The following is a 22,273-nucleotide window of genomic DNA, read 5'->3' on the forward strand; positions in this document are numbered from 1 at the left end:
CGCCCCGATCATGCTGCCACCGCCTCGGTCTGGACGTTCCACATGCGCGCGTAGTGACCACCTGCGTCGAGCAGTTCCCGGTGCGTGCCCAGCTCCGCCACCCGTCCCCTGTCGAGCATCGCGATCTGGTCGAGATGGGCGATGGTGATCAACCGATGGGCGATGACAATGAGAGTACGGCCCTCGACGAGTCGGGCGAGCGCCTCCTGGATCTCGCCTTCGGTTTCCGGGTCGGCCGCGGAGGTCGCCTCATCGAGGATCAGCACTGGGGTGTCCTGCAGCAGGACCCGGGCGATCGCTATGCGCTGGGCCTCTCCTCCTGACAGTCTCGCGTCCTGCCCGATCACCGACTCATAGCCCCGTGGGAGTTGCAGGATGCGATCATGGATGTGGGCCGCCCGGGCTGCCGCCACGATCTGCCCCCGTGTGGCGTCCCTGCTTGCAAGAGCGATGTTTTCAGCGATGGTCAGAGCGGGCAGCTGCACCGTCTGCAGAACGACGCCGACGGTGGAACGCAACGTCGTCTCGTCGATGTCGCGGACATCGACCCCACCGATCCGGATCGAACCGGCACCGACATCGCGGAAGCGCGCGGCAAGCAGAGCAAGCGTCGACTTGCCCGCGCCGGAGGGCCCCACCAGCGCGAGGCTTCCGCCCGCCGGCACGGACAGGTCAATACCGCTGAGCACCTCGTGGGTCTGCCCGTCTGCTGACGGGTAGCTGAAGTGTACGTCCCCGAAGGTCACCGCCGAACCCTGCGGGTGACGCGGTTCGACCGGTCGCGACAGGGGCGGCTCATCGAGCAGTGCCACCACACGCCCGGCCGCCTCGCTCGCCTCGGAGCGGGTCTGGTTGCTCGCGGCCACGGTGTACAGGGTCGAGGGCAACGAGAGGGCGACGATTCCCACCACGATGGCTCTGGCGGGATCGATGGCACCACCCAGAGTGCCCCACACCCCGACGGCCATGGCCACCAGCGCGACCACCGGCGCCGAAAGCCATACCAAGGCGAATGCCTGGGCGCGCATCTGAGGACCGACGAGCCGACCGAACTCGTCCACGAATGCCTCGCTGGCGGCACGGAATCTGCGCGAACCCTGACTCGCCTTGCCGAAGACCTTGAGGACGGCCACCCCGCCCACGTAGTCGACGATGGCCTGGCTGACGTTGGCAAGACCTTCGGCGATGCGGGCCATGATGGCCCGCATGTCTCCGCGCGCCATCAACTTGTACGTGAGGCCGTAGGCGACGACGGGCACCACCGCAGCGATACCCATCCGCCAGTCGAGGACGAAGCACAGCACGACGCCGACCAGTGGTGTCGTGATCGCCGCGGTGATCTCGACGACGCTGTGCGCGACGAGCTGATGCAGCGATTCGACGTCGTCGTTGACTACCTTGCGGACGCGGCCGGAGCCCGTGGAGTCGAACCAGCCGAGTGGCAGCCGCCCGAGGGTGTCCGCGAGGTCACGTCGGAGCATCGCCTGGAGTCTCACGTCCGCGAAGTGCGTGATGAGCAGAGCAATGGAGGTGAACGCCGACTGCACAGACACGGCGATGAGGTAGCCGATGACCCATCTCCAGGCGACCGAACGGTCAACTGGGCTTGTGCGCATCGCTGAGACGAGCCCGAGCAGTGCCAGATACGGTGCGAGGCTGAACAGCGACGCGAGCAGCTGAAGGACCACCCCTGCCGTGAGGCGTCCCCGCACGGGTCTGAGGATCCGGGCCAGTGGTGACGACCTGTCCCCACTGCCGGACGCGGTTCGTTGACGTGTCATGCCACACCTTCCCTGTCCTGTCGTGCCGGCCTGAGGCCCTTGATGAGCTGAGTGACGCGCTGTGCGCATCCCAGGTGCGGGTCAGCGTGATGAAAATGACCCCCGGGGACGAGTGCCTCGCCGAGGAAGCGGTCCGCGAACCCGGCCCATCCGGCCGCGCCTTCGCGGGTCACTTCCGGGTCGGCCACGCCGTTGACAACGGCGATGCGCGCAACCCGGGGGGCGCCGCGGTCCGGCACGTAGCGGTCGGCGAGTTCGTAGTCATTGCGAACGGCGGGCAGGTAGATCGCCCGCAGCTCGGGATCGGCGAACACGAGACGGTTCCTGGAATCGAGCCGGAACAGGTCGGCGAGCAGCTCGTCGTCGCCGCGCCCGTCCCCGTGCCTGCACCCCGCGGTCGGTGCATCATGCCCCGAGATCACGAGCAGGTCCGCAGGTTTCCCGCGTCGTCCCAGCGCGAGGGCTGTCTGATAGGCGACCAATGCCCCGAAGGAGTGCCCGAAGAGCACCAAGGGGCACGGGTCAGGCCGGCGTGTCGCTTCGTCGGCGACCTCTTCGGCGATGGCCTCGACGGAGCTGGCGAGTGGATCGGCGAGCCGACGCTCGCGGCCTGCGTAGAGCACACCCACGAGCCGGATCCAGGGCAGAGCGGACGGCCAGTGCCGATAGAAGCGCGGACTTCCTCCGGCGTGCGGGAAGACCATCAGTTCGGCCGATTGCGCAGTGGGACTGTTCAGTGTCTGCAGGGCGTTCACACGGATCGCCAGGAATCATGATCCGAACGCGCGGAGTTGACGAACAGAGGCGCTCCCATGCGCGCCGAGATGTCCTCCCACAGGTACAGGACGCCGAGCTCGCGTTGCGTCATGCCCGCAACACCCCGGGCACGCCGGTCGAGCAGATCGGCGACACCGGCGCGCATGCCTGCCGGCCAGATCCTTCGGGTCACCGTGTCGAATGACGGCTCGGTGCCCTCCCGGTACCCGGTGAGGCGATTCGCGGAATTCTCGTCACCCGTGCCCGGCATGGGCATCCAGGACGTCGAGCCGTGGACGTGGGCCAGCTCGAGCTCCCCGGCGTCGGTCGAGACGACGAAGGACATGAGGGGCTGGGACATCGCATCCGGATTGTGCTCGTCCAACCGGTTCTCGATGGCTAGGTCGACGGGGGTGCCCTGCCAGTCCGTGCTCGCCAGGGCGGTTCCCCGTCCGACGAGCACCTCCGCGCGGCGCGGCGGCGCCCCCGGCAGCACTTGGGAGAGCACGACCATCGCGTCGTGCAGGGTCTGGCGGCAGGTGCGCACCAGCACGTGCCGAGCGGGATGGTCGGCCGTCACCTGGGCCGTGCGCCGGATGAAGTGCTGCACCGGCGCGAGAACGTCGTAGAACGGGCAGGGACGGAACACGGTTCCGGTATCGCGGGCGATGTGGAGGCTTCGCACGATCTCGCGGGTATGGATGGGCAGCTCTTGCAGCACGGCGACACCCGCAGCCAGGAGACCCCTGGCGAGCTCGTCCCCGGCGCCCCCGACAACGGAGGATCGCACGGCGACCACTGCGGCGTCGACCGGGCGCGTCGCCAGCATCGAGGTGAGTTCGTCCGACGTCCAGCAGGACACACCGAGCCGCTCGGCGAGAAGACGACTGCGCTCACCGCCCTGGCCGACCACTGCGAGGAGACGAGGGCCGTGCGGGTCGTCGGCGAGAGCCTGTGCGTACCGGGCGCCGAAGCGCGCGCCCACCACGATGACGTTCGGGCGAGCGTTCACAGCTCCTCCTCCTGTGCCCACGCCACGTCGGCGATCCGAGCCGCCGCATCGACCCACTGGAGGGGGTCCTCACCAGTGAGCGAGGCGAGAACGGCACCCGCGGGACGCTCGACGATTCCGGCCACCGCCGCCGCCACGATCGCGCCCGTCAAAGCGTAGGAGTCGGTCGCCGCGATCGTCAGCCGCATCGTCTCCCCGCCGTCCGATGAGACCTGGACCTCGATCCGGAAATAGGGTTCTCGACCCGAGATGTCCGCCCGGGCGGCCTGCAGCGCTTCCTCCCGGCTTGCTCCGCCGGTGAGCAGCTGCACGAGGACGGCGCTGCTGCGAGGGGCGTCGATCATGTTGAACCAGGTGAGATCGTCCAGCCCGGCCAGCCGCGCCGCGGTCAGCGCTTCGGTGTCGAGGTTCACGTGTTGGGTCGCCGATGCGGGAAAGCAGCCGGGGGCGCGTCCCGCATCGGTTGGCGTGACCCGTTCCACCACACCGCCGCGCAGCCGGCGTCCGACACCGGCCAGGGAATCGTGCGCCGCCGCGAGGTACTCATCGACCGACGCAATCGTCAGCCGTTGCAGTCCCCCGCAGGCGACGCGCGCCTCGGTGACATCGAAACGGGCTTCCGCGAGCACGGCCCGCAGGGCGCTCACGGCCAGTCCGGGCTGGACGCCCGCACCGAGCACGAGCGTGCGACCGCAGGCGACCGCCACCGGGCCGAGACGACAGGCCGTCTGGGCATCGCCGCCTGGGTCGACCACGCACCAGCCCCGCTCGACTGCCGCGAGGGCGACAGCAGGGGTGAATCGGTGAGATGGGCCGGCGCAGTTCACGAGCACATCGCAATCGGGTACGGCGTCGAGCGGTGCAGCCGATTCGAGGTCCACCGCGATGCGGCTTTCGGCGGGCCAGGCCAGCGCGTCAGGTCTTCGCGACGCGACGATCACCTCGTGCCCCTCGCGGCGAAGTGCCGCGGCGGCGTGGCTTCCCACTGCGCCGGCCGCTCCGAGGACGACGACTCTCACCGTCTCCTCCAGATGCCGTCGAGGATCTCGGCGGCCCCGGCGGTCTGCCCTGACCGCAGGCAGTCGAAGTGGGTGCCCGCGATGTCGCGCACCCGCAGCGTGCCGAGACAGTGGTCGGACCAGAAGTCCGTCATGTCGTCGGCCAGACCGGGAAGGAAGTACAGCGGCCCGTTCTGACGCAGGAAGTCGATGTCTCCCAGGTAGGGCAGGGGTTGCCACGCAGCGACCGCCTCGAAGCTGGCAGCGACGCTGTCTCGCACGGAGCGCACGCCGTCGAGCGTCATGCCCGGCCACTGCTCGCTCATCGCTGTCAGGCGCTCGGAGGAGGTGCGCGGCGCCGCGCCGAGCGCGAGGCGCAACGGCGGCTCCCCGTACTCGGCGAGAACCTGTTCGGTGATCTCGGTCACGTGGTCCTGCCTGGCGGTGCGCAACGCGTGACCCAGTTGCCCGTCGTCGACCACGATGCCAGCCTGGGCGGGGTCACGGCCCATCACCTTGGCGAAGGCGTAGTCGATCAGCAGGTCGTCACGGACCACAAAGGGGAGACGGTAGGAACTGACGACGGTCGTGCTCGCCACCGTCCGGCCCGCGGCGGACAGACGTGCCGCGAGGGAGGCGGCGACCAGCCCACCGAGGCAGTATCCGACGAGGTGAACCGGCCGGTCGCCCGGTGTCAGGGCGGTCTGGTACCGGGCGGCGAGCGTCTCGAGACGTCGATCGGCCGACGCCTGGGAGAACCCGTCGCCCGGAACCCTCCTGAGCCCGATCAGTTCCGGGTGGGGACGGTCGGCGAGCGCTCTCACGAGGTCGTCATAGGGTTCGAGACCTCCGGATCCGTCGTGCACGAGCACGACGAGGTCGTCGCCAGGCCAGCGCTCGGCGTCCGAGAGCGGGACGACCGGAGTCCCAGCGGCGCCCGGGTGTCGCGGGGACGGGCCCGCGAATGCCGCTGCGCAGCCGGCGATCGTCGGATCAGCGACGATCGCGCGCAAGGCGGCGTCCCAGGGGGTGTTGTCGCCGTCCGGCATCTCACGACGCAGCTGGGCCACGCAGCGGGCGAGCAACAGCGAGTCGCCTCCCATGTCGAAGAAGTCATCCCGCGGCGAGGTGATCGCTGCGTCCGGCAGGCCGAGCACCTCCTGCCAAACCCGTGCCACGATTCGCTCATTCTTGTCGGCGAGCCCGTGGGACTGCCCAGATTCGTGCTGTCGGGACGCGCCGCCCACCGGCCGCACGCCTTGGGCGATGGCGGACCGATCGACCTTGCCGTTGGGGCTGAGCGGAATCGCGTCGAGGACCGCGACGGCATCGGGCACCATGTAGCGCGGCAGGCGAGCAGCGGCGATGCCGCGGACGATCTGCGGTGTCACACGGGCCCGGTGGGCCCTGGGAGTCAGCACGAACACGTGCTGATGTCCGGAGCCCAGCACGTCGCCCTCACCGGGCGCGACGTCCACCAGACGCAGCGGGGATGAGTCGATGGCAGAGCGCCACTGGTCAATGGTGAGGAAGGGGGAACCTGTTGCGGCTCGGGCATCATCGGGCTGCTGCGGCAGACCCTCCTTGAATTCCATCGTCGTCATGAGCAGCGGCGAGTCCGAGGTGGAGTCGATGATCACGGCAAGCCCGCTCGGTTCGAGGAGCTCGGCCACGCGGGCGAGCGCCACCGCGATGTCGCGGGAGTTGTGCAGCACGTTCGCAGCGAGCACGATGTCCGCACTGTGCGCGGGGAGCCCCTGATCACCGGCAGGCCGGTTGATGTCGAACAGGGCGGTTTCCAGCCGGGGCCAGCGCTCCCGTGCGCTGTCGAGGAAGAATCGCGAGATGTCGGTGAACATGTAGTCCACCTCATGGCCCTCGCGATCGAGTTCGTCGAGGACCACCTCCGTGGTAGCACCCGTGCCCGCCCCGATCTCCAGGATCCTGGCGCGCTCGCCGTCTTCTGCGAGCTGCGCCACGGCCGCGGCGACGACTCCAGCCACCACGGCATTTCCCCACAGTGCCGCCGGAGTCGCCCGATAGGTGGCTCGCGCGAGGCTCTGGTCGCCCCGGGGAAACAGCAGCTCCAGGGGATCGACGGACCCGTCAAGCAGACCTTCCAGCTGGTCGAAGCACGATTGGACGTACCCCAGGACGGCGGTCTGGTCCGCCGTCAGTTCCGCTGAAGCGGTGAGACGCTGCCACTCGTCGGACAGCTGGTCGGCCGAAGGAACGTCGGCGGACCGAGGAAGGCGATCGTCGGTTGCCAGCAGCCCGGATGCCTCCAGATATCGGATCCACCGCAGGGCATGTCTGCCCGACAGCACGGGCGGGCCGTCGACGGTTTCGCTTGCTGTCGACCCGGCGGCCCCCGCAAGCACCCGAAGCATGTGGTGGACTGCCAGTTCGTCGAGCCGACGATGCAGGTCGACGCCGGCAAGGATTGATCGGTCTGAGTGCGCGGTCCGGAGCGAGACGCGCAGGCTGGGGGTGACAACACGCTCGAGTCGGTCGTCCGGCGAACAGGTATGCGACACGACACCGGCGACGATCCTGCAGGCGACCCCGGAGCTGTCAACGCCGGCGGCGGCCCTCTCGATCCGAGGGTCGTCCTCGAGGACCGCCTCGATCTCCCTCAGCTCTATGCGGTGCCCTCTGATCTTCACCTGCCCGTCGCGGCGGCCCAGGAACTCGACCTCGCCCGAGGCCATCAGCCGGCCCAGGTCCCCGGTCCGGTAGCAGCGCTCCCCGGTGCGTGGGTGACGGAAGAAGGCGGCCGCTGTCAGCTCGGGGGATGCGGCATAGCCGTCGGCCACACCCCCACCGGCGATGACAATCTCGCCGACCTGACCGACGACGGCAGGCTCGTCATCCGCGTTGAGCACCCACACCGACTGCCCCGGCAGCGCCCGGCCATAGGGTATGGATCGCGTCGCGGGCGCCACGGGCTCGTTCACCTCGTGAGCCACCGACCAGATCGCGGCCTCCGTGGCACCGCCGAGGGCGACGAACCGGGCGCCCGGCGCCATAACCTCAACCCTGCCGGGCTGCTCGACGGGCACCCAGTCGCCCGAGACGAGCACGAGGCGCAGCGCGTCCACCGGCGTGCGCTCGCGGTCCCACGCACCGAGCACGAGATCGAGCTGGGCAGGCACCGAGTTCCATACCGTCACCTCATGGCGCACGAGCGCCGTGAGCCATCCCTGGGGGTCGGTCAACAGCCCATCGGGCGGCACGACCACCCGGCCACCAGCGCCCAGCACCCCGAACTCGTTGAACACGGACAAGTCGAAGGAATGTCGGGACACGGCCAGGACCGCGTCGTCAGCCCCGATGTGGTAGGCCCCGACCATCGCGTCGAGGGTCGTCGCTGCCTGCCGGTGGGTCACGACAACCCCCTTGGGGTGGCCTGTCGACCCCGAGGTGAAGATGACATAGGCGGGCGCATCGGGTCCTGCCTGCACCAGCTCGTCGGGGGGCACGGTCGTTTCGCCCTCCAGCGCGGCGACAACATCGGCGAGCACCGGGCTCGCCGCCGAGAGGATTGCCGGGGCACCGTGCCATGCTCGAACCTGAGCGACGACGTCGTCGCGACGCGCCGAAGGCCAGTCGGGCTCGACGGGAATGTAAGGCATGCCCGCGACCAGCGCACCGAGGTGTGCCGCAAGTTGTGCTGCTCCTGGTCCGAGATCGACGACAAGTGAGGTCGTGCCCTTCTGAGCGGTGAGCCAGCGCGCGACCGTCGCGGCGCCGGCGGAAAGCTGGCCGCGGGTGACGGTCCGGTTCTTCTCGACGAGGGCGACGGCATGGGGATCGTGGCGAGCCAGGTTCCAGAAGGGCTCGTGCAGTGCGTGACGCGTGACAGATGCCGGCCCCGTGGGCGCGGGCGCGCGCAGCGTCAGGTCTGCCTCGGGGAGCGCCGCATCGCGGGCGACGCCCTCGATGGTCGCGACCAGGTCGTCGAAGGCGGCCGCCAAGACATGGGGATCGAAGCCGTCCGCACGGCAGTCCCAATCGACGGCCAGTCCACCCTGCGTCTCGGAGAACTGGCAGTCGAGCAGCACCTGCGGCGTCTGGCTCACGGAGACCTCGTGACGCTGCCGGAGCGCGCCCAGTTCGTGGCGTCCGCTCATGCCGATGGTGGAGGTGATCACGATGGGCGTCACGAAACGCTCCGCACCGCGCGCCCTGGCCGCCATCCGCGCGATCTCGACTCCCGAGATCGCACCGTGCGACATCGCCTCGAAGATCTGGGCGTGGGCATCGCAGGTGCGCTCTCGAAGCGTGGGATGCCCGCCGGGCAGTTCGACCAGGATCGTCGAGGTGAAGTCCCCGACGATCCGCTCGACGTCGGGGCCGACCGGTTCTCTTCGGGAAAGGGTCATTGCGATGACTCCCGGTGTCCCTTTGCCGTAGCGGTGCAGGATGCGGCCGGTGAGTGCCACCAGAAGTGCCGTCGGAGTCACCGCGCACTCAGCAGCGACAGCCCGCAGACCTGCCCATGAGCGGCTGCCCAGACGCCCTGACAGACGCCGGTAGCCGGTGTCGTGTCCCGGTTCGCAGACTGACGACAGGACGAGGGGATCGGGCATTGTCGGAACGCGCCCGGCCCAGAAGCGGCGATCCTCCTCCTGGCGGCGGTGCCGTCCGGGATCGGCCGCCAACAGCCGCTGATAATCCTCGAAGGTCGTTCTCGGCCGCTCGAGCACTGCTCCTGGATCGCGAAGGGCCCGGTCGAGATCGGCGACGATCGTGGCAAGGCCGCTGAAATCCGAGATCAGCAGGTCGACCGACAGGTGCAGCACCCAGTTGTCGTCACCGGTGGTGACCACCAGGTCGATGAGGGGTCCGCCCGAGACGGGGTACTGCTTGCCCCTCAGTGTGCCCCGTACCTCCTGGCGTTCCTCCGCGCCCCGGAACTGGACCGGGACCTTGAGGTCAGAGGCGATGAACTGGCTGCCGTCGTCGGTGAACTGGGCCCGCAGCATGGGGTGACAGGCGACGACTTTCGCCCAGGCGGCGTCCAGCCGTGCCCGGCGCCCCGGTGGGGGGCCGAGGACCGAGGGATCGAGGATGAATTCGGTGTACCCGTGACAGCCGGTGCTCCCGTCGGCGAAGGCGCTCGTACGCCCCAGGAGGTAAGCGGCTTGGATGTCGGTGGTCGGAAAGGTCGCCTCCCCGCTCGTGCCGCTCTGTGCGCCGTCGAGCAGGGTGATGAGGCTCTCGCGTCCGAGTCGGACCCGCTGTTTGAGCGCCTCGGTCATCGCCCCGACAGGAGCCGAGAACCGCAGCCGACGGTCCGCGGTGACAGTGATCGCAATACCGCCGGCCTCGAGCTCGTCCAGCAGTTCCTTGGCATCCTCGGTGGTCTGCGTCACAGCACGCCCTCCTCGATCCGTGTGTCGCCCGTCTCCGGGTCATCCCGATCCGCCAACGGATTCGCCGACCGCAGTTCGGCGGTGAAGTCTGCGAGCACCGGGTGCAGGAACAGCTGGCGCAGTTCGACGTCGGTGCCGAGGTCTTCCCGCAGCCGCTGTATGCAGCGAGTGGCCGTCACCGAGTCGCCCCCGACACGGAAGAAGTTGGTCGCGGGTCCGGCCTCGGTGCCGAGCAGCTCGCTCCACGCATCGCCGACCACCCGCTCGATGTCGTCGCTGCCGGCCTCTTCGTCATCCGAGATGGCCAGCAGCGCGGACGCGATGCCCTCGAGCCAACCCGCTGCGCGTGAGTGCTCGAGGAGCTGGGACGTGAAGTCGGCGGACAGGTGAACTCCCCGGGCATCGTCGTGGATCTGGAGGTCAATGAGGGTCTGTGGGGTCTGTGATCTCGACCGGGTCAGCTCTCCCAGGCGCCCGATGTCATCCAGGCGACCGCCGTCGAGCAGACCGAAGCCGCTGGTGAACACGACGGGGAACATCGCGCGGCCGGGATCCCCGGTGACACGCAGGAGCTCACGAGAGATCCAGTCGAGCGAAATCTCCTGGTGATCGGTGGCGTCGAGGATGTCGCGCTGCACCGATCGGGCCATCTCGAGAAGGTCGTCCGAGACGCTCGCCCGGACCGGCACGAGCGAGGTGAAATCTCCCACACATCCGGTCAGGGCAATGTCACTCGGCTCCCTATCGAAGCGAGTGAGGTTGATCGTGCAGGCGGGCTGTCCGGTGTCCGCGCACAGCGTCCGGGCGTAGGCGGCCAGGACAAGCGCGGTGGGAGTGACCCTGCCCGCGGCCGCAGCTGTGCGGATGCGTTCCCAGGCGGGCCGCGCGATGACCCGTTCGACCCGCTCGATATCGGGGACGCCTGCAGCGGCCATCTCCGTCAGCGACGCGATCGCGGGCGCGGGAGGGAGCTCTGGTACCCGGGTGCGCCACCAGTGTTCCGAGTCAGCCATCGAGGCACGCGTCGAGTCTGGCATCGACTCGTTCGTCGCCGAGTCGATGCCTCGCAGCCAGGGCCGTTGCGCCAGGTGCCGAGGGATGGCCGAGGCCGGTGGCGCGGGGGGCAACTCTCCCCCCGTGTAAGCGACGCCGAGCTCGGCGAGCGCGAGGAACATCGACGCGCCATCCAGGTGAAGGTTGTCCATCCCCACCCCGACGATTGCCTCCTCGCCCTGGCGATATCGCACCACCATGCCCGGATCGGTCGAGGGGTCGGGTACCTCGCGCTCGGTGGCGGCCCGCGGGTCCGGGGAGGCGAAGAGCATCATAGGCGGTTTGGCGAGCTCGACCATGCGGTCGCCGTCGACGACGCTGCGCAATTCGGCATGACGTGCCCGGACGGCCTCGACGGCTCGTCCCAGAGCGGAGACGTCAAGGGCCGTGGTCCTGAACTCGAAGTAGCAATGTGAGGCGACTCCCCCGAGGATCTGGTGGGGCGCGCGCCCTGCGAGATAGGCCCGCTGCACGGCCGTGAGCGGCCACCCTGCCGCAACCTCGGATGAAGGTGCCGTCATCGCCGAGCCGGTGTCAGCGCGAGGCCGGCGGGCGAGCGTGGCCGCCAGCTCGGTGAAGCTTGACGCGTTGAACAGGTCAACGAGTCGCACGGCAATACCTTCGGCGCGCAACTCGCTGACGATCTTCGTAGCGCGCAGCGAATCGCCGCCCGCGGCGAAGAAATCGGCATCGTCCGCCGGCTCCTGGCCCAGATGCGCACGCCAGGCCCCCCGAAGCCGCGTGGTCGTCCACTCGGCATGAGCCGACCGGGCACCCGGTTCCTGCTCATTCGTGATCGGCGCCGACGATGCGACCGGTCGGGGCTGCGCGGGGCCGGATGCGCCGCCCGATGCCTCGGCCGCCCCACGTGCCCTGAGGCAGAATGCACCGGGCGTCAACTCGGTGACCTCGAAGGGACGCCATCCGGCGTCGCGGAGCATGCCCCACCACTGTCCGGGATCGCGCAGCGCGGTGGACTCCTGGTGGCAGATCCTCGGGTCGAGAAGTGCCGCGGACAGCAGCGAGATGGCCCCGGCGGTCGCCAGTTCGCCCACCATCAGCTCGGCGCCGCCGGTGCGGCGCAGCATGTGCACCAGCCGGGAGTCGCGGTGCAATGATCCGAAGGCCACGACGAGGTCGGCGGGCCGGCCGGTCGGTTCGGGAACGACGCGCTCGCCGCGCACGGATGCGAGGTCTGCCAAGAGCAGATCGGGTTCCACCTGCTCCCAGTCAGCCCCGGCCGGTACCCCGCGCGCGTCGGCGCCGAGCACCGCGGCGACGGCGCGGCGAAGGGAACCGTCGCCGCTTCCAAGTTCGACGATGCGGATGCAAGCGACGCCGCGGATCACGTCCGCAATCCTCTGCACGAAGCGCCTGCCCGCCACCGAACGCAGCATCAGTGCCTGGGGGGACAGGCTCTCGTCCTCCAGGAGTCGTGTGACCGGCATCGAGCCGGTCACACAGCGCACCAGTGTCGCAGCCTCGTCATGCCTCGGTGCGCACCGTTGCCCGACGGCGAGTTCTCGCCACCGGGCAACGGTCGCCTCGAAGCGCGGCAGGACCGCCGGCGTCCCCGGCGCATCAAGGGCAGACAGTGCCGTCACGATGACCTCCTCGGCCCATGTGTCGATCGTCTCGGCCTTCTCTGGCGGCTGTTGCGAGGGCTGCGCCATAGGCACCGGCGACGGGTCAGGGGCCTGCCCACCCGCCCGAGCAACAAGTCCGGCAACGAAACGGTCGAACAGCCGCTGGAGGACCTTGCGGGGACCGACGCCGTCGGGATGGTCCCAGCGAATCGTCAGCACGCCGTCACGCCGTTCGAGCTGGCAGTCGAGGAGGACGCCCGGCGTGCTCGTCCGCGTCTCCACCACCCGCAGGCCGCCGACCGCCAGGGTTTCGTCCACGCCGAGTCCGGTCGTCGAGGTGAACACCACCGGATAAGCCGCTCGTCCGGCCCGCGCGATGTCGATCTCGTCCGGCAGCTTTCCGGCCACGGCCAGCCCGAGCTGACGGGCAGCCTCGGTCGCGGAACCGTCCGCGCCGAGCGTGCACAGCCCCAGACGGGTGAAGTTCCCGAGCGTCTCCCCGATGTCCGGGTGACCCGGATCGGGGCGCTGCGAGATCGGCACCGTGATTCCGATGGTGCGCTGGGAGGCTGAGCCGGCGAGTACGGCCGCAAGTTGCGCGAGAACCAGGGCAGACACCGAGGCGCCCTCGACGGTCGATGCCGCGTCGAGCGCTGCTGTCTGGGCAGCGGAGAGCGTCATGACCAGCGAGCGGCTGCATGAAGCGACGGCGGGTGCGGCGAGTCCGAGCCTCGGCGGCTCGGGCAGAGATACATGCGCGCGCGGCCCGTCCTCGTCGCCGGCACGGCACACGGCGAAGTGGCGGAAGGCCCCGGCCGACGGATCGATCGGCGCGCTGACCACCTCCCCTTGCTGGGGGACGGCGGTCGCTGCGAGCGCGGCAATTACCGCTGCGATGGCGCGCGCGTCCATCATCAGGTAGTTGAGGCGGACCCCGAAGGTCTCGGGCTGTCGGCGGCACACGAGCAGGGTGATCGCCGGGCAGTCATCCCAGCTGCCCGTGCATGCCGTGAGCACATCGGCCATGGTGCCGACCGCGACTTCCTCGACCGTCACCTCGCCGCTCGCACGCACCTCCTGCAGCACCTCTTCGGTGCGAGCCAGGCGAAGCACTTCGAAACGGGCCACGAGATCGCGCGACTCACGGCGCAGGGCGTCCACGTCGACGGGCGAGCCGTCCCGGGTGCGAAGGATCACGCCCAGCAACGGTGCACAGCGTGTGACTCCGTCGACCCCGTCTGCCCCGACCGCATAGGCGCGCTGGAGCGGAGTCAGCGGGAATGGGCCGGTCTGCGCGGCATCCGGCTCGGACGCAGCGGTCGTGATGGAGGCTTTCCGCCCCGGGTGACAGGCTCGCGAGAAGCCCGCGAAGGTGGGGTCCTCGAACAGATCTGCCACCTCGACGTCGAACCCGGCTTCCCGGGCACGCCGGCACAGCAGCGTGGCCGTCAGGGAGTCCCCGCCCAGCTCGAAGAGATTGTCGGTGTCCCGTTCCTTCGCCACGCCGAGCGCCGCGCGCCACAGCCGGGCAATCACCGTGCTCGGCGATGCCACGTCGTGAGCGGCCATCGGCTCTTCGATGAGCGCCCGGACACGTGCACGATCCACCTTGCCGTTCGCAGTGAGCGGCATGCTGTCCGCCATCCGGATCTCACTCGGCACCATGTAGGCAGGCAGGGAGGGTGCCAGCGCCTCGCGGATCGAGCCCACGTCGCAGGCGTCACCCCGCACGAGGGCCCCCAGCGCCCGGCGATCACGGATGTCGACCACCACCGCGTCCGACAGTCCGTCGATGCGACGCAGCGCGTGCTCCACCTCCGAGCACTCGATGCGGTGTCCGCGGATCTTCACCTGGGTATCGGCACGGCCGAGAAAGATGAGCAGCGGGTCGGAGTACCACATCCCGTAATCACCGGTGCGATACCAGCGATCCCCATCGCGTTCGACGAAACGCTCAGCAGTCAGGATCTCGTTGTGGAAGTACCCTTCGGCGACGCCCGCTCCGCCGATCCACAGCTCACCGGGGACCAGGTCCGGACGATCTCTACCGTGCTCGTCGGCCACCCGGTAGTGCTGTCCCGATAGCGGGAGACCGTAGGGAATGGTCGTCCACTCCTCACGCAGGTGCGCGGCGTCGACCACGAACTCATTGGACCAAATCGCACCTTCGGTTGCACCCCCCATGGCCACGACGTCGACCCCGAGGAACGTCGCGTGAAGCGTACGCACAAGGCCTGCCTCGACCCAGTCTCCCGAGCAGATCACGAGGCGAAGCGGTAGCGGATCACCGGCGTCCACTGTGCGCGGCGCCACAACGCACAACATCTCGGCGAGGGCGGGCACGGTGTTCCAGACCGTCACACCGTTGCGGGCGACCAGCTCCGCCCAGGCGAACGCGTCCCGCCGCTGGTCCTCGACGATCGTGACGACTGCGCCACCGGCCGACAGCGGCCCGAAGATGTCGAAGACACTCAGGTCGAAGTCAAGAGCCGACACCGCGAGGGTGCGATCCGAGCGCCGGAGACCGTGGCGCGCATTCACGTCGGCAACCGTGTTGGCAGCAGCCCGGTGCGCGATGGCCACACCTTTCGGCGACCCGGTGGAACCCGAGGTGTAGATGATGTAGGCGAGAGTATCGGGCGCGACAGCGCGCGGACCCTCGAGGGGCTCAGGCAGCTGCGACATCCAGCTCTCGGTGATCCGCACCGTGGCCCCTGCTTCGGCGGCCACCTTCGCCGCCCGCTCCGCGGGCTGATCGAGACCGTAGGGAAGGTAGGTACAACCGGCATACAGCACACCCAGGACAGCGACCACCTGAGCCGGACCCTTCGGTAGGTGCACCATGACCACGTCTGTGGGCTTCGTGACATCCGAGAGCTTGGCTGCTACCCGCAACGCCGCCCGATCGAGTTCGGCCGCCGTCGCCTTCCCGGGAACGCTCGTCGTCCACGGCACCGGACCGACGGCCTGCGGATCCCAGATCAGGCTGAGACCGTCCGGTTCTTCGGCGACACGCCGCCGGAACTGCCCGTGGAGCAATCCGCGACACACCGGCGCACTCCCGTTGGCCGCCGCCCGACGCTGCAGGGTCAATGCGGGCAGAGTGACCAGGTCGTCCACCCCGAGGCCCTCGAGACCCTTGTCCGCGATCTGGTGCAGAGACGAGCAGAACGCCTCGAACAACTGCCGTGCGACCGGCTCGGGGAAGGCCCCCACGCGGACGTCGAACGAGACGGTCGTGCCACGTTCGTCCAGACGGGCGATCTGGCAGTCGATCAGTACCTGCGGGGTGATCGACCACGAATGCTCGGGTGTCCCGAGCACAGCGGTTGTCGCACTGTCGAACAGGACCGAGGTGGCGCCGAAGGTGAACACGTAGGGCGACAGGCCTTGATGCCTGCCGGCCCTGAGTCCTTCCCTCAGCTCCTCGAGAGCGGGCACACCGCGCGACATCCGGTAGCGGTACTCGTTCCTTACGTCCTGAAGGAGCGCGGGAAGGCTGTCCCAAGGGCGAGCCCGGTGAAGGTGCGAGACGGTTCTGTCGGCCACCTCGCCAAGGGAGGACCGGGCGTCCAGTCCGGTCACTGTCACGATGAACTGGTCGTTGGACGACCATCTGCGCAGGCACTCCTCGTACACGGCCAGGGTAAGCGCGGGGAGCGGTGTCCTCGCCTGGCGGGCCACCTTCTCGAGCGAATGCCATTCCTCGGTCGTCAGGATGTCCTCGAACCGGGCCGCGGACTTCGCAGACTCCTTGTGCGTCCTCGGAAGCGTCGGCGGGGCGAACAGGGCGTGCTCCTGTGAGGCCTCAAGGGCCGGGATTCGGCGGGGTGCCGGACGACCCTCCTCGAGACGTGCCGACAGTCCATCCATGCTGACAGGGGGCCGGCACTCGCCTCTCAACGCGGCAGCCAAGTCGGCCATCATCGTGCCGATACCCGCGAGATCGGTCACCACGAGTGACACGGCCAGGTGGACGATCCGGTGTCCATCCGGCAGCAGGCTCAGACACAGCTGCCACGACCGACCTGCCGCCAGGTCGGGCCGGAAGCCCCGCAGCCCGGCGCGCAGCTCGGCGAGTCGGCGACGTAGGGACCTCTCGTCGAGTGCGCGCAGGTCTTCGATCTGCGTCGGCTCCTCATCGGCCGGCTCGTCCACGAGCACGTCACCGCGGAGCACGGCGCGCAGGCACGGATGCCTTCGCAGGCTGGTGACCGCAGCCGGGAACGATTCGACATCGAATGTCCCATCGCGGAACTCGACATAGGCGATGCAGTCGACACCACCGAGCGGCAGCGTCGAATCGGCCCCTCGGACGTATGCCTTCTGGATGGCACTGAGGACAACACCGGGGGTGTCGATACTTGACATCGTGGCCTTTCCAACCCTGCATTCAGGAAACACGCCTAACACTAATGATTCTCATTCTAATTAGGTGATGTAATCATAGCGGGGCTCCGCGCCGAACACAATGGCGCAACCGCCCGGCCCTGGGTACGGTCGATGCACGAGGCTGACTTGATCCAGCCACCGGGAGGCAGGCCATGCGGATCATCGCGGACGTCGACACGGGCATCGACGATGCCCTGGCGCTGGTGCAGCTCGCCTCCCGTCCGGACGTGGAGCTGGTGGGCGTCAGCGCCAGCACCGGCAATACCACGGCCCGGGCCGCCGCCCGCAACTCGGCGGGCGTGCTGGCAGTCTGCGGGCGCGCCGAAGTGCCGGTGTACACCGGCGCCGGCGCCCCGCTCGTGGTGCCAGCCACGACCACACCTGAAACACATGGCTCGGCAGGCCTGGGATACGCCCGGTTGCCCGGTGACCTGACCTCTTTGCGCAGCGGCGATTTCCTCGAGGAACTGTGGCTGCCGGAGCTGCGTTCACATCCCGGCGCCACCACGCTGCTTGTCACCGGGCCGCTCACCGACCTGGCGCTGGCGCTTCGTGCCGAACCTGAGCTGCCACGGCTGGCTGCCCAAGTGGTGATCATGGGCGGCAGCTTCAACCATCCCGGGAACACCACGCCCACCGCCGAGTGGAACAGCTGGTGCGATCCGCACGCAGCTGCCGAGGTCTACCGGGCCTACGAGGGGATGCCCACGCAACGGCTGCCACTGGTGTGCTCGCTGGGGGTCACCGAACAGATCGAGCTGAAACCCGATGACCTTGACAGGCTGGCGACAGCGGCCGGGGCCCTGGCGCCGCAGTTGTCCCCCGAGCTGGCCCGCAACCGCCCGCCCAGCGACACCAGTTCAGCGCTGATCGACCTGCTCGCCGACGCCCTGCGCTTCTATTTCGAGTTCCACGCCGACTGGGGCTACGGCTATCTGGCCCAGGTGCACGACCTGCTGGCCGCCGAGATCGCCCTCGGCGAGGTGCCCTACCACGCCACGGCGACCTGGGTGGGTGTGGAAACCGGCTCCGAGCTCACCCGGGGCACCACGGTGGCCGACCTGCGCAATCTGTGGCACCGTCCGGCCAATGCCCGGATCGTCGATCACGTCGCACCCGGCGTCAGCCTGGCTGCCTTCACCGCAGCAATACAGCGCCTGACCCACTGACCCGGCGACCTGCCCGGGCCGGTCTGCGGGAGAACAGCCTCTCCACCCAGCTCGACCCAGCTCACCCCAGCGCGATCAGCCCGTCACGGCAGCCGCCGGCGCCCCCTGCCGGGCAATCACCTGCAAAGCTGCCTGGTAGCTGGGCTCGCGCCGTTTGATCACCCGGATGGCCCACGCCGTGATCGGCATCACGGCGTACTGCACGGCAATCTTGTACAGATAGCCGACCACCGTGTAGTTCGCCCACTGCCGCCACCCTGTCAGCCCGATCACCGGCGCCGCGATCGTGCAGAACAGCACGGTGTCCACCAGCTCGCCGAGCCCGGTCGAGCTGGCCAGCCGGGCATACAGCCCCTTCTCCTTGTGACGGCGCTTGCCGAGCCACATGATGAGCGAGTTGACGCTCTGTCCGCCGGCGAAACCCACCATCCCGGCCAGCACCACCTGCCACACCGGACCGAGCGCCACGACGAGGGCCTGCTGCTTGGCGTCGGCATAGTCGCCGCCCAGTCCGGGCAGCGCGATGATCACCCAGTACACGGCGGCGCTTGCCGCATTGACGACGAAACCCATGGTGATGGCGATCCGCGCGGCGCGGGCCCCGTAGATCTCGGTGATGGAGTCGCCGAGGATATAGCTGAGCGGGAAGATGAAGAATGCCGCGTCGGTGATGACGGGCCCGAAGGCGACTCCCTTGGAGGCTCCGATTCCCGACAGCACGATGACCACGCACAAGATGGCGAGCATGACGGCATAGATCCTGGATCCGGTCTCCGCATAGACGACGGGGGCCTCGCGGGGGGCAGATGTGGTGCTTGTCACGGGCACTGAGTGTAGGCGGCGCCCGCTCGGGCGGCGCACCTCGCATGGTGGGCGGGATGCTCCGTTCTCAGGAGATGACGACGGTGGTGTTCTCGGGCAGCTGTTCGTAGAGCCACCTCGCGTCGTCGACGGTCAGCCTGATGCAGCCGCTGGAGGCCTTGTGCCCCAGTTTGAGCGCCTCGGAGACGATGTAGTTCCCGTTCTTGTCGATGGGCACTGAGTGGAAGAGGAATTCGCCGTAGTTCTTCCACGAGACCCAGTAGTTGGCTCCCATCTGCTCGGTGCCGTTGAAGAAGCTCTCGCCGCGGTTCTGCACCCAAAAGGTGCCGGTGGGAGTGTCCTCGCCCTTGCCACTGGAGCAGATCATCGAATAGATCACCGTCGAACCGCTCATCACGTAGACCCTCTGGTCCGCCAGCGAGACGTGGACGCTGAGCTGTCGATAGCCGGACAGATCGGGCTGTTTGCCTCCCGAGGGCGAGACCCAGTCGATGGTCGCGGCGTGTGGCGATGGGCAGGAGGCGCTCGCCGAGGCGCCCGAGGGGCACTCGCCCGTCGCAACGGCATCGATCTTCGCGCGCAGCGCGGATGTGGCGGCGTCATGGCGGGATGCCTGGCCGGACAGTTCCGATGCCGAGCCCGCTGCACTGCATGGTGCCAACTTGTCGGCAACGACCTGCGAGTACAGGGCCCGGTAGTTCTCCACCGTCCCCGGGTCACCGGATCCGGCCGCGAGGTCGTTCTGGCCACCGCCGGCCAGCTGATAAAGGCGGGTCACCAGTTCGTCGTACTGCCGTGCGCTGTCCTGACAGGCTGTCAGCTCATTGCCCTGTTCGGCGCGCGCCTCGCTCTGGTGGGAACGCAGCGCGAAGGGCGCGATCACCGCAGTGAGCAGGGCAATGGCTGTTGCGAGCACCAGGGCCCAGCGCCGCACCAGCACGGCCCGCGGGATGCGCCGTCCGTAGCTGCCGGCACCGGCCCGCCTCCCCCCGGGTGGGTGGCGCTGGGGCAGGGTGCCGTGCCCGGCCGGGGGATGTGGTGGGCACCTGGGCGGGACGGGCGCGCTCACCCGCAGGGCTCCCGCCGCCAGAATCGTCGATCCATGCCACGCTCCGATCGCCCCGGCACCACGGAAAGGGCCCGGTGAGCTGTCACCGCAACGCATCTGTGCACAGCCATCGAGAGAGCGGGTGCCGCGCATGTAGCCTATGCGCTCGGATGCACACAGGCGCGCACGATCGTGCAATGGGAGGGCGGATTTCTCGCCGGCGGGAATCCTCCTGTCCGACGCGATGGACACCGGCCGGCTGGTCCCGGTGCGCGGCATGGCCGGCCAAATGGCTCCTTGGGGGATCGGTCGCATAGAATCGACGCGATGCGGTCTGCCCACGCGACCGCCCGGCCATCTGCCGCCCCTCGATTCCACCAGTTCGGAGTTCCATGCCTGTACGTCAGGATCTGCGCAATGTCGCCATCGTCGCCCACGTCGACCACGGGAAGACCACGCTCGTCGATGCGATGTTGTGGCAGTCCGGGGCCTTTCGCGCAGGCAGTGACGTGGAGGCCCGCGTCATGGACTCGATGGACCTCGAGCGCGAGAAGGGCATCACCATTCTCGCGAAGAACACCGCGGTCAAGCACACCATGACCGATGGGCGCACACTCACCCTCAACATCATCGACACCCCCGGGCACGCCGATTTCGGCGGCGAGGTGGAACGCGGCCTGGAAATGGTCGACGGCGTGCTGCTTCTGGTGGACGCCTCCGAGGGCCCGCTGCCTCAGACCCGCTTCGTGCTGCGCAAGGCCCTCAACAAGAAACTGCCGATCGTCTTGGTCATCAACAAGGTCGATCGTCCCGATGCCCGCATCGACGAGGTCGTCGACGAGACCTACGAGCTCTTCATGGACCTCCTGGAGGACGGCGACGAGCAGGGTCTCGACTTCCAGATCGTCTACTGCTCCGCTAAGGCCGGCCGCGCCTCGCTCAACAAGCCCGAGAACGGCGGCCTGCCCGACTGCGACACTCTGCAGCCGCTGTTCGATGTCATCGAGAAGTCCATTCCGGCGCCCAGCTATCACGAGGGGGCACCCCTGCAGGCCCACGTCACCAATCTCGACTCCTCGCCCTATCTGGGACGCCTCGCGCTGTGCCGAATCGTCGAGGGCACGATCAAGCGTGGCGAGACGGTCGCCTGGTGCCGCCGCGACGGCTCCATCCGCAATGTCAAGCTCTCCGAGTTGCTCATGAACGACGCGCTGGACCGCAAGAGCGTCGAGAGCGCCGGACCCGGCGACATCATCGCCATCGCCGGTATCCCCGAGATCACCATCGGGGAGACGATCAGCGATCCGAGCGACCCGCGTCCCCTGCCGCTCATTCACGTCGACGAGCCCTCGCTGTCGATGACGATCGGCATCAACACCTCCCCGCTGTCGGGCCGCTCGGGCAAGAATCTCACCGCGCGGCTGGTGAAGAACCGCCTCGATGCCGAGCTCATCGGCAATGTCTCGATCAGGGTGCTGCCCACCGAACGGCCCGATACCTGGGAGGTGCAGGGCCGCGGCGAGCTCCAGCTGGCAGTTCTGGTGGAGATGATGCGCCGCGAGAGCTTCGAGCTGACGGTGGGCAAGCCCGAGGTGGTCACGCACCGCGACGAGCGGGGAGTCCTCATGGAGCCCACGGAGCGGCTGACCATCGACGTGCCCGAGGAGTTCCTCGGTGTCGTCACCGAGATGATGGGCACCCGCAAGGGCACGATGGACCAGATGGTCAACCATGGCACCGGCTGGGTGCGCATGGAGTATGTGGTCCCCTCGCGAGGCCTCATCGGATTCCGCACCGAGTTCCTCACCTCGACCCGCGGCACCGGCATCATGAACCACGTCTTCGAGGGCTACGCCAAGTGGGCCGGCGAGATGCGCTCGCGTCCCACCGGTTCGCTGGTGGCCGACCGTCAGGGGGTCGTCTCCAGCTACGCGCTGTTCAATCTCCAGGAGCGCGGCGAGCTGTTCGTCGGCCCCGGCGACGAGGTTTACGAGGGCATGGTGGTCGGCGAGAACGCCCGTCCTGATGACATGGACGTCAATCCCACCAAGGAGAAGCACCTCACCAATGTGCGCTCCAGCACCGGGGACGAGCTGGAACGGCTCATCCCGCCGCGCCGGATGAGCCTTGAACAGTCGCTGGAATACTGCGCCGGCGACGAGTGCCTCGAGGTCACCCCCGAGACGGTCCGGGTCCGCAAGGTGGTGCTCGACGCACGAGACCGCGCCAAGGTGCGTACCCGGGCAAAGTCCCAGGACGCCAAGAGCTGACGCGAGAG

General features: G+C 68.6%; 10 protein-coding genes. 2 read left to right on the plus strand and 8 right to left on the minus strand.

Annotated elements, in window-relative coordinates; all coding sequences use genetic code 11:
- Positions 1–8 precede the first annotated feature (8 nt).
- Genes BMX93_RS05640 through BMX93_RS05665 form a run of 6 tightly spaced genes read right to left on the minus strand, consistent with a single transcriptional unit; the run spans position 9 to position 16,935 of the window.
- On the minus strand, positions 9–1,781 hold the full coding sequence (locus BMX93_RS05640; protein ID WP_177170088.1) for an ABC transporter ATP-binding protein: 1,773 nt from the start codon (positions 1,779–1,781) through the stop codon (positions 9–11).
- Positions 1,778–2,536: a thioesterase II family protein gene (locus tag BMX93_RS05645; RefSeq protein ID WP_091968910.1), complete on the minus strand. Its 759-nt coding sequence runs from the start codon at positions 2,534–2,536 to the stop codon at positions 1,778–1,780. The genes BMX93_RS05640 and BMX93_RS05645 overlap by 4 nt, the downstream gene beginning before the upstream one ends.
- Complete coding sequence (locus BMX93_RS05650) at positions 2,533–3,549, minus strand: Gfo/Idh/MocA family oxidoreductase (RefSeq protein WP_177170089.1); 1,017 nt, start codon at positions 3,547–3,549, stop codon at positions 2,533–2,535. The genes BMX93_RS05645 and BMX93_RS05650 overlap by 4 nt, the downstream gene beginning before the upstream one ends.
- Entirely contained in the window at positions 3,546–4,568 is a 1,023-nt protein-coding gene (locus BMX93_RS05655) for an NAD-dependent epimerase/dehydratase family protein (protein WP_091968913.1), read from the minus strand. Before BMX93_RS05655 ends, BMX93_RS05650 begins: the two co-directional genes overlap by 4 nt.
- Complete coding sequence (locus BMX93_RS05660) at positions 4,565–9,925, minus strand: non-ribosomal peptide synthetase (RefSeq protein WP_091968915.1); 5,361 nt, start codon at positions 9,923–9,925, stop codon at positions 4,565–4,567. Before BMX93_RS05660 ends, BMX93_RS05655 begins: the two co-directional genes overlap by 4 nt.
- Positions 9,922–16,935: a non-ribosomal peptide synthetase gene (locus tag BMX93_RS05665; protein ID WP_091968917.1), complete on the minus strand. Its 7,014-nt coding sequence runs from the start codon at positions 16,933–16,935 to the stop codon at positions 9,922–9,924. The genes BMX93_RS05660 and BMX93_RS05665 overlap by 4 nt, the downstream gene beginning before the upstream one ends.
- Positions 16,936–17,108: 173 nt before the next feature.
- Between BMX93_RS05665 and BMX93_RS05670 the strand changes: the two genes are divergently transcribed.
- Positions 17,109–18,125 carry a nucleoside hydrolase gene (locus BMX93_RS05670; RefSeq protein ID WP_091968919.1) on the plus strand — a complete coding sequence of 339 codons (1,017 nt, stop codon included), beginning with the start codon at positions 17,109–17,111 and terminating at the stop codon, positions 18,123–18,125.
- A 75-nt stretch (positions 18,126–18,200) separates the two neighbouring features.
- On the opposite strand, the gene BMX93_RS05675 is transcribed toward BMX93_RS05670, so the two are convergent.
- A complete protein-coding gene (locus BMX93_RS05675; protein ID WP_245725749.1) occupies positions 18,201–18,947 on the minus strand; it encodes a queuosine precursor transporter in 747 nt (248 codons plus the stop codon).
- 67 nt (positions 18,948–19,014) lie between these two features.
- Entirely contained in the window at positions 19,015–20,016 is a 1,002-nt protein-coding gene (locus tag BMX93_RS05680; RefSeq protein WP_218139236.1) for a L,D-transpeptidase, read from the minus strand.
- Between the two features lie 371 nt (positions 20,017–20,387).
- Between BMX93_RS05680 and typA the strand changes: the two genes are divergently transcribed.
- On the plus strand, positions 20,388–22,265 hold the full coding sequence (gene typA, locus BMX93_RS05685; RefSeq protein ID WP_091968920.1) for a translational GTPase TypA: 1,878 nt from the start codon (positions 20,388–20,390) through the stop codon (positions 22,263–22,265).
- The last annotated feature ends 8 nt before the right edge of the window (positions 22,266–22,273 follow it).

The organism is Propionibacterium cyclohexanicum, assembly GCF_900111365.1.
Classification (GTDB): domain Bacteria; phylum Actinomycetota; class Actinomycetes; order Propionibacteriales; family Propionibacteriaceae; genus Propionibacterium; species Propionibacterium cyclohexanicum.

Coding starts and splice junctions, on each gene's coding strand:
- BMX93_RS05640 (WP_177170088.1), bottom strand. CDS start 1,781: ATGACACGTCAACGAACCGCGTCCGGCAGTGGGGACAGGTCGTCACCA.
- BMX93_RS05665 (WP_091968917.1), bottom strand. CDS start 16,935: ATGTCAAGTATCGACACCCCCGGTGTTGTCCTCAGTGCCATCCAGAAG.
- BMX93_RS05670 (WP_091968919.1), top strand. CDS start 17,109: ATGCGGATCATCGCGGACGTCGACACGGGCATCGACGATGCCCTGGCG.
- typA (WP_091968920.1), top strand. CDS start 20,388: ATGCCTGTACGTCAGGATCTGCGCAATGTCGCCATCGTCGCCCACGTC.